The 8,506-nt window shown below is 69.9% G+C and carries 9 protein-coding genes and 1 pseudogene; 2 read left to right on the forward strand and 8 right to left on the reverse strand.

Annotated elements, in window-relative coordinates; genetic code table 11:
• From ACYVE7_RS24085 to ligD (ACYVE7_RS24105), 5 genes are all read right to left on the reverse strand, one after another.
• A partial coding sequence (locus tag ACYVE7_RS24085; RefSeq protein WP_460367445.1) for a DEAD/DEAH box helicase occupies positions 1-1,383 on the reverse strand: 1,383 nt, incomplete at its 3' end.
• A 416-nt stretch (positions 1,384-1,799) separates the two neighbouring features.
• Positions 1,800-2,435: a TetR/AcrR family transcriptional regulator gene (locus ACYVE7_RS24090; RefSeq protein WP_460367448.1), complete on the reverse strand. Its 636-nt coding sequence runs from the start codon at positions 2,433-2,435 to the stop codon at positions 1,800-1,802.
• A 120-nt stretch (positions 2,436-2,555) separates the two neighbouring features.
• A complete protein-coding gene (locus ACYVE7_RS24095) occupies positions 2,556-2,723 on the reverse strand; it encodes a hypothetical protein (protein ID WP_460367449.1) in 168 nt (55 codons plus the stop codon).
• Between the two features lie 62 nt (positions 2,724-2,785).
• Complete coding sequence (ligD, locus tag ACYVE7_RS24100; RefSeq protein WP_460367451.1) at positions 2,786-3,643, reverse strand: non-homologous end-joining DNA ligase; 858 nt, start codon at positions 3,641-3,643, stop codon at positions 2,786-2,788.
• Entirely contained in the window at positions 3,636-4,586 is a 951-nt protein-coding gene (ligD, locus tag ACYVE7_RS24105; RefSeq protein ID WP_460367452.1) for a non-homologous end-joining DNA ligase, read from the reverse strand. The genes ligD (ACYVE7_RS24100) and ligD (ACYVE7_RS24105) overlap by 8 nt, the downstream gene beginning before the upstream one ends.
• 58 nt (positions 4,587-4,644) lie before the next feature.
• Here ligD (ACYVE7_RS24105) and ku point away from each other — a divergent pair, with 58 nt between their 5' ends.
• Positions 4,645-5,526: a non-homologous end joining protein Ku gene (gene ku / locus ACYVE7_RS24110; protein WP_460367454.1), complete on the forward strand. Its 882-nt coding sequence runs from the start codon at positions 4,645-4,647 to the stop codon at positions 5,524-5,526.
• Between the two features lie 7 nt (positions 5,527-5,533).
• Here ku and ACYVE7_RS24115 read toward each other — a convergent pair whose 3' ends face one another.
• From ACYVE7_RS24115 to ACYVE7_RS24125, 3 genes are all read right to left on the reverse strand, one after another.
• Positions 5,534-5,824: an MGMT family protein gene (locus ACYVE7_RS24115; RefSeq protein ID WP_460367455.1), complete on the reverse strand. Its 291-nt coding sequence runs from the start codon at positions 5,822-5,824 to the stop codon at positions 5,534-5,536.
• A gap of 30 nt (positions 5,825-5,854) precedes the next feature.
• Positions 5,855-7,036: an adenylyltransferase/sulfurtransferase MoeZ gene (gene moeZ / locus ACYVE7_RS24120; protein WP_460367456.1), complete on the reverse strand. Its 1,182-nt coding sequence runs from the start codon at positions 7,034-7,036 to the stop codon at positions 5,855-5,857.
• Between the two features lie 114 nt (positions 7,037-7,150).
• Complete coding sequence (locus tag ACYVE7_RS24125; RefSeq protein ID WP_460367457.1) at positions 7,151-8,056, reverse strand: ROK family protein; 906 nt, start codon at positions 8,054-8,056, stop codon at positions 7,151-7,153.
• A gap of 179 nt (positions 8,057-8,235) precedes the next feature.
• On the opposite strand from ACYVE7_RS24125, the pseudogene ACYVE7_RS24130 reads away from it, so the two are divergent.
• Positions 8,236-8,506, forward strand: a pseudogene (locus ACYVE7_RS24130) (hypothetical protein); the annotation flags it as partial.

Here is an 8,506-nt window from a genome sequence, read left to right on the forward strand (position 1 = left end):
CGGGGCCTCGGACTCGGGGGCCTCGGACGGGCGGCGGGGCTCGTCCTGTGCCGGGGTGGTCTCCAGGAGCGGGACGCCCGAACGGGTCCGTGTGCGGTTGCGGTTGCGGCGGGCGCGCGGTGCGCGCTCCTCGACCGGCTCGGGACGGCGCGGGGTGCGCTGCCGGCCGGTCTCGCCGATGTCCTCGAGGGCTTCGGCGTTGAGGCCCTCACGGGTGTTGCGCTGGTCCTTCGGCAGGACGCCCGTGGCCGTCGTCGGGATGTTCAGCACCTCGTACAGGTGCGGGGACGTGCTGTAGGTCTCTTCGGGCGTCGCGACGTCCATGCCGAGCGCCTTGTTGATCAGCTTCCAGCGCTGGAGATCGTTCCAGTCGACCAGGGTGATCGCGATGCCTTCGCGTCCGGCGCGGCCCGTCCGGCCGATGCGGTGGACGTAGGCCTTCTCGTCCTCGGGGCACTCGTAGTTGACGACGTGCGTCACATCGTCGACGTCGAGGCCGCGGGCCGCCACGTCGGTGGCGATCAGGACGTCGATCTTGCCGGCGCGGAAGGCGCGCAGGGCGCGTTCCCGCTGGCCCTGGCCGAGGTCGCCGTGGACGGCCGCGCACTGGAAGCCGCGCTGGGTCAGTTCGGCGGCGACCCGGTCGCAGGTGCGCTTGGTCTGGCAGAACACCATGGTCAGCCCGCGGCCCTCGGCCTGCAGGATGCGCGTGAGCACTTCCGGCTTGTCCATCTGGTGGGCCTGCCACACGTGCTGGACGACCTTCGGCTGCGCCTCGGACTCGGCGTGCGCCTCGGCCCGGACGTTGGTCGGCCGCGTCAGGTACCGGCGCGACAGGTTCATGATCTCGCCGGGCATCGTGGCGGAGAACAGCATCGTCTGGCGCTGCGTGGGCAGCTTCGCGACGATCCGCTCGATGTCGGGCAGGAAGCCCAGGTCGAGCATCCGGTCGGCCTCGTCGAGGACGAGGACCTGCACCTGGGAGAGGTCGAGGTAGCGCTGCTTGACCAGGTCGAGCATCCGGCCGGGCGTGCCGACGACGACGTCGACGCCGTCCCGCAGCGCTTCGATCTGGGGTTCGTAGGCGCGTCCGCCGTACACGGCCAGGACGCGCGAGCCGAGCTTGCCGCCCGCCAGCACGAGGTCCTCGTGGACCTGGATCGCCAGCTCGCGCGTCGGCACGACGACGAGCGCCTGGGGCGCCTTCCCGCCGTGGGCGATGCGCTGGAGCAGCGGGATGCCGAACGCGAAGGTCTTCCCGGTGCCGGTGCGGGCCTGCCCGATGATGTCCGAGCCGTTGAGCGCGATGGGCAGCGCGAGGGCCTGGATGGGGAACGGCGAGGTGATGCCCTCGCTCGCGAGGGCATCGGCGATTTCGGGCATGACCCCGAGGTCGGTGAACGTAGTCAGGGCTTTCAGCCTCCGTAGTTGGGCGGCGAGTCTTGACACCTGCCTTAGTACGCGGCGCAGCAAGGCTCAGGATTGAGCCGCGCGCTCGCGCGGGAGGGACCAGCCGTCGATTTCTTCGTTGTGGGTGACCGCATGAAGTAGAACTGCGCGGGGTGGACGCAAGCCGCGATTCAGTCGATCGTCTCAGTTGATCGTCCGACAAAACCAGCGGCCGCGCGCGGTCACACTCCGCAACCCAGTGTACCGGCAACCCGCGGTTCCCCGCTATAGCAGATCCGCCACACCGGCTGCGGGCCGATTCCCCAAGATATTCCCCCGGGGCAGGAGGGTCCGCCACAACGCCGAAGAGGGGCTCCCCAGGCGGGAGAGCCCCTCTTCGCGGTGCTGGATCAGGCGGTGTCGGTGGCGGACGTCCGCGGGAAACCCGAGATGCCGCGCCACGCCAGCCGGGCGATGACGCTCTCCGCGGTCTCCTTCGGGATCGACTTCTGCTGCGACAGCCAGTAGCGGGCGCTGACCTCGGCCATCCCGACCAGGCCCATCCCGAGCAGGTAGGCCTCGTCGACGGGCGCCTGGGTGTCCTCCTGGATCACCTTGGCGATCATTTCGGCGCACTTGTGGTTGGCCCGCTCCACCCGGGCCCTGACCTGCGCGACGTTCCGCAGATCGGACTCGAACACCAGCCGGTAGGCCTCGCCGTCGCCGGAGACGAAGTCGAAGAACGCCTGCATGCTGGCGTGGACGCGGAGCTTGTTGTCGTGGGTGGAGGCCAGCGCTTCGCGGACGGTCGAGACCAGCCCTTCGGCGTGCTCGTCCAGCAGGGCCAGATAGAGCTCCAGCTTGCCCGGGAAGTGCTGGTAGAGCACGGGCTTGCTGACTCCGGCGCGCTCGGCGATCTCGTCCATCGCGGCGGCGTGGTAGCCCTGCGCGACGAACACCTCCTGCGCGGCGCCCAGCAGCTGTCGCCGACGGGCCATGCGCGGCAGCCGGGTGCCCCGGGGACGGGCGTCCGGAGTAGCGGTCACGACCATGCTCCTTCTGCTAACACCATGGAGGTGAGGGACAAATTTCGCCAGCCGTTGTTCGACGGCTGCACAATCCCATCATCCTACGCGCGGGTAACCTCGCGGGTCACCATGGATAACTCACCGATATTCGTCCTCATCCAGCCGAATCTCCCGGCGCTGTTCGGTGACGTCGGCCTCATCGGCCTCCAACGGCACCGGTCCTGACGGTTCCGGGGGGTCTCCGACCACCTCGGAGAGCTGTTCAAGAATGTCGCCTTCGGGTGCTTCGTCCAGCGGATCCGGCATGGCTCACACCTCCCATCGGGCGAGCTCCCTGAGTGAGGGCTCGATGATTTCACCGTACGTCCTCAGTCCAGGAGCGGTGCGAACAGGTCCCCGTACTCCTCGATCCGGTCCAGGACGTCGTCGGGGGAGTAGCGCACGGGATCGCCCGACTCGACCTCGTCCCAGGTCAGCGGGGTGGAGACCGAGGGGGAGGCGCCGGCGCGCAGCGAGTAGGGCGCGACGGTCGTCTTGGGCCCGCTGTTCTGTGACCAGTCCAGGAAGATCTTCCCCGGACGCAGCCTGCGGTCCATCCGGCTGACGACCAGCCCGCCGTGCTCGGCCTCCAGCCGCTCCGCGATCCCCTTGGCGTAGGCGGGCGTGTCGATCCCCTTGACCGGGACGTACAGGTGCAGCCCCTTCTTGCCGCTGCTCTTGGGGTAGGCGTCCAGCCCGTCCTCGGCCAGGACGTCCTTGACGAGCAGCGCCGCCGTGCACGCCTCCCGGAAGGTCGCCGGATCGCCGGGGTCGAGATCGAAGACCAGTAGGTCGTTGTCGAGCTGCCGGCCGGACGCGTCGACCTTCCACTGCGGGACGTGCAGCTCCAGCGCGGCCAGGTTCGCGCACCAGACCAGGGCGGGCAGCCCGTCGATCAGCACGTAGTCGACCGACTCGGTGCGGCCGCCCGGGGTGGGGATCCGGGCGGTCTCGACCCAGTCGGGGGTGCCGCGCGGGGCGTTCTTCTCGAAGAACTTCACCCCGTCGACGCCGTCGGGGTAGCGGATCCTGGTGACCGGGCGGGCGGCCAGATGCGGCAGCAGGACCGGCGAGATCCGCGTGTAGTAGTCGATCACCTCGCCCTTGGTGAAGTGCGGGTAGAGCGGCTTGTCCAGGTTCGACAGCGAGAGCTGCCTTCCGTCGACGGTGATCTGGACCTTACTCACGGGTGACCTCCCGGGGATCCTGGTCGGTGCGCAGGCCCCGCCACGACGGATGGCGCAGCCGCCCCTCGGACGTCCACTCCGCGAAGGCCACCTCGCCGACGAGCACGGGCTCCACCCAGTGGGCCTCCTTGGCGACCTCCCCGGGGATCGCGCCGGAGCACGGGGTGCCGGTCCTGGCCAGGGGCTCGAGCAGGGCGGCCAGCTCGTCGAGGACGGCGTCGGAGAAGCCGGTCCCGACATGCCCTGCGAAGATCAGGTCGTCGCCGTCGAAGTAGCCGCAGAGCAGCGAGCCGACCGCGCCGTGGCGGCGCCCCTGGCCGTCCCGCCAGCCCACGACCACCACCTCCTGGGTCCTGACATTCTTGATCTTCCGCCAGAGGGTGGTGCGCCGCCCCGGGGAGTACTTGGAGTCGAGCCGTTTGGCGACCAGGCCCTCCAGGTTCTCCTCCCGGGTGTAGGCCAGCAGCTCCTCGACCTGCTCACGGTCCTCCGCGGGCAGGTACGGCGGCACCTCGACGGGGCCCGCCGCGAGGTCCAGCTCCTCCAGGAGCTCCCGCCGCCGCGTGTAGGGCAGATCGCAGAGCGACGCGCCGTCCAGCCGCAGCAGATCGAAGACCACATATCTGATCGGGACGGTCCTGATCAGGGTGGGGGAGGGCCGGGCGACGTGCATCCGGCGCTGGAGGCGTTCGAAGGAGGGCCGGCCGTCGGCGAACGCGACGATCTCGCCGTCCAGCACGGCGTCGCGGTCGCCGAGCAGGTCGGCGAGGGTGCCGAGCTCGGGGTAGTGGCCGGTGACGGTCCGGCCGCGCCGTCCCGCCACCCGGACCTCCCCCGACTCCACATAGGCGAGCGCCCGGACCCCGTCCCACTTTAGTTCCAGGGCCCAGCGCTCGAGATCGTCCGGCAGCCCCGCGAGGGTGGCCAGCATGGGTTCGATCACTTCCACACCTGATCCCTTACCCCGAATCGAATCGGACGCTCCTGGGTAAGGGCCCAATATGAGGAGCATCTGGAAGGGAGCCATCTCCTTCGGGTTGGTGACGATCCCCGTCAAGCTGTACTCGGCCACCGAGCAGCGCGACGTGTCGTTCCACCAGGTGCACCGGGAGGACGGCGGCCGGATCAAGTACAAGCGGGTCTGCCAGATCGACGGCGAGGAGGTGCCCTACGGCGACATCGCCAAGGGGTACGAGCTGCCGACCGGCGAGATGGTCGTGCTGACCGACGAGGACTTCGCCGACCTGCCGCTCAGCACGTCGCGGCGGATCGACGTCCTGCAGTTCACCCCGCTGGACCAGGTCGATCCGATCTACTTCAACAAGACCTACTACCTGGAGCCCGACGGCCACGGCGCCAAACCGTACGTGCTGCTCAGGGACGCCCTGGAGCAGTCGGGGCAGGTCGCCGTGGTCAAGGTGGCGCTGCGGCAGCGGGAGTCCCTGGCCACTCTCAGGGTCGCCGACGGGGTGTTCGTGCTGGAGACCATGCTCTGGCCGGACGAGGTCCGCCAGCCCGCGTTCCCCTTCCTCGACGAGGAGTTCGAGATCAGGCCGCAGGAACTGGCCATGGCCGAGTCCCTGATCGAGACGATGGCGGCCGATTTCGACCCGTCGGAGTACACCGACGCCTACCGGGAGGCCGTCCAGGCCGTCATCGACGCGAAGGTCGAGGGCCGGGAGGTCGTCCAGCCGGCGGACGCGGCCGACGACAAGCCCGCCGCCACCGATCTGCTGGCCGCGCTCCGGGCCAGCGTGGACGCCGCCAAGAAGTCCAGGACGGCCACCGCCAAGAAGCCCGCGGCCCGCAGGCCCCCGGCCAAGAAGCCGGCCGAGAAGGAACCGGCCGCGAAGAAGGCGCCGGCCCGCCGCAAGTCGGCCTAGATCCTTTTCAGGCCCCGTCCCAGCGGGCCGCCCGGACGTCGACCCGCTCGTCCCCGCGCAGCGGGGTGCCCTCGGCCAGATACCGCTCCCGGGCACGGGCCTCGTGGCCGGGCAGGAACCGGCCGTCGGCCCTGATCACACGCCACCACGGCACGCCACCGCCCTGGGTGGCCATCACCCGTCCGACCTGACGCGGGCCGCCCCGCCCGAGATACTCCGCGACGTCCCCGTAGGTCATGACCCGCCCGGCCGGAATCCTCTCCACGACCTGCAGCACCAGCTCCGCGTACTCCTCCACACGGGGATCCTGCCACGTCGGCGGGTGTTGCTAGTAGCTGGGCAGGCTCGGGTCGATCTGGCGGACCCAGGCCAGGACCCCGCCGCCGACGTGCACGGCGTCGGCGAAGCCGGCGCTCTTCACCACGGCCAGCGCCTCGGCGGAGCGGACGCCCGACTTGCAGTGCAGGACGATCTTCTTGTCCTGGGGGAGCTTCTCCAGGGCGTTGCCGTTGAGGAACTCGCCCTTCGGGATCAGGGTCGCGCCCGGGATCGACACGATCTCGTACTCGTTGGGCTCACGGACGTCGATCAGGAAGATCGGCTCGTTCGCGTCCTGGAGGGCCTTCAGCTCGCCGACCGTGATGGTGGAGTCCTTCGCGGCGTCGGCGGCCTCGTCGGAGACCGCGCCGCAGAAGGCCTCGTAGTCCTCCAGCAGCTCCGTCATCGACGGGTTCTTGCCGCACAGCGGGCACTCGGGGTCCTTGCGGACCTTGACCTGGCGGTAGGTCATCTCCAGGGCGTCGTAGATCATCAGCCGGCCGACGAGCGGCTCGCCGATGCCCGTCAGCAGCTTGATGGCCTCGTTGACCTGGATCGAGCCGATCGACGCGCAGAGCACGCCGAGGACGCCGCCCTCGGCGCAGGACGGCACCATGCCGGGGGGCGGGGGCTCGGGGTAGAGGCAGCGGTAGCAGGGGCCGTGCTCGGACCAGAACACCGACGCCTGGCCGTCGAACCGGTAGATCGAACCCCACACATACGGCTTGTTCAGCAGCACGGCGGCGTCGTTGACCATGTACCGGGTGGCGAAGTTGTCGGTGCCGTCGACGATCAGGTCGTACTGGGCGAAGATCTCCATCACGTTGTCGCGGTCGAGCGCGACGTTGTGGACCTTCAGCTCGATCAGCGGGTTGATCTCACGCACCGTCGCCGCGGCCGACTCGGCCTTCGGCAGGCCGAGGGTGGCCTGGCGGTGGATGATCTGGCGCTGCAGGTTCGACTCGTCGACGATGTCGAAGTCGATGATGCCGAGGGTGCCGACACCGGCCGCGGCGAGATACATGAGCGCGGGCGAACCGAGACCGCCGGCGCCGACGACCAGCACCTTGGCGTTCTTCAGTCGCTTCTGCCCGGTCATCCCCACATCGGGGATGATCAGGTGCCGCGAGTACCGGTTGACCTCGTCACGGGTCAACTCGGCCGCGGGCTCGACCAGCGGAGGCAAAGACACGTTCCACTCCAGAAGATGGGCGCACAGGGTAACCGTCTGTCCAGGCACAACTGTCGCACGGCCGGGACCATTCCCGAAAATCCCGTCTCACCTGATGGAAGCCGGGAGGGCAGGTCAGGCGGTGCGGCCGAGCAGCGCCGCGCCGAGCAGGCCCGCGCGGTCGCCGAGCGCCGCCCGGACGATCCGGACCGGCCGGTGGAAGGTCATCCGCCGTTCGACCTCGGCGCGGACGGGCGCGATCAGGGTCTCGCCCGACTCGGCGAGCCCGCCGCCGATCACGATCTGGGCGGGTGAGCAGATGCTCATGTAGGCGAGCAGCGCGGTGGCCAGGGAGTCGGTGCAGTCCTTCCAGATCTCCAGGGCGAGGGGCTCGCGGATCTGGACGCGCCGTGCCACCTCGGCGGCGCTGACCTGCACGCCGGCCCGCTCGGAGTAGCGCCGCGACACCGCCGACGCCGACGAGATCGTCTCCAGGCAGCCGCGGGCCCCGCAGCCGCAGACATGGCCGTTCGGATCGATCTGCATGTGGCCGATCTCGCCGCCGTAGCCGCCGCCGCTGAACGGACGTCCATCCATGATCATCGCGGCGGCGATGCCGGTGCCGAGCGGCAGGAAGAGCATGTCCCGTTCGCCCTGGCCCGCGCCCAGCACCGACTCGGCGAGCCCGCCCGCGCGGACGTCGTGGCCGATCGCCACCGGCAGGTCCACATGCTGGGACAGATGGCCGCGCAGCGGGAAGTCGCGCCAGCCGATGTTGGCGGCGTTGCGCACCACCCCGTTGACCTCGTCGATGATCCCGGGGATCACCACCCCCGCCCCCGACGGCCGCAGCCCCCGCTCGCGTGCCTGGTCGGTCAGCCCCTGGACCACGTTGACGAGCCGTTCGGTGACGGCGCCGGGGCCGTCCTCACGCCCCGTGTCGTGCATCTGCACCGTGATCACGTGCGCGTCTTGGTCGACGAGCCCCGCTTTCATGCGCGTTCCGCCCACGTCGAGGGCGACGACACACGAGTCCGCCATGGGGACGACTCCTTGCTTCGGGGGCCCGTGGGAGGGACGGTCCGCTGGGGTGGATGACCGGTGGATGATGCGCCGTCCAGATAATGCCTTGTCCTGCAGGTCCTGCGGTAATCGGAAAGAAACTTTTCAGGTAGTGCGGCGGTGACGCAGGTCACGGCGATGCGGTAGACATCTCCATCATGCGCGACGCGTCGGGCCGTTGGACGGCAGCCGTGGCCTCGGCCGCCTGCCTCGCCGTCGTCGTCCTGGCGATCCTGCGGATCCAGGCGGAACTGACCAGGCCGCCGGCAGGACCAGAATGGCGGGCCGCCCGCGACTCCGAACTGGCCGGCCGCTGGCGGCACCGGCCGCTCGGCGAGATCTTCCCCGCGACCCTGGGCTACACGCCCGACCTGGGCGGCGCCGAGACCGCCACCAGGATCGGCATCGCGCCCGCCGCCGACTGCCCGG

Source organism: Actinocorallia lasiicapitis (assembly GCF_054778695.1).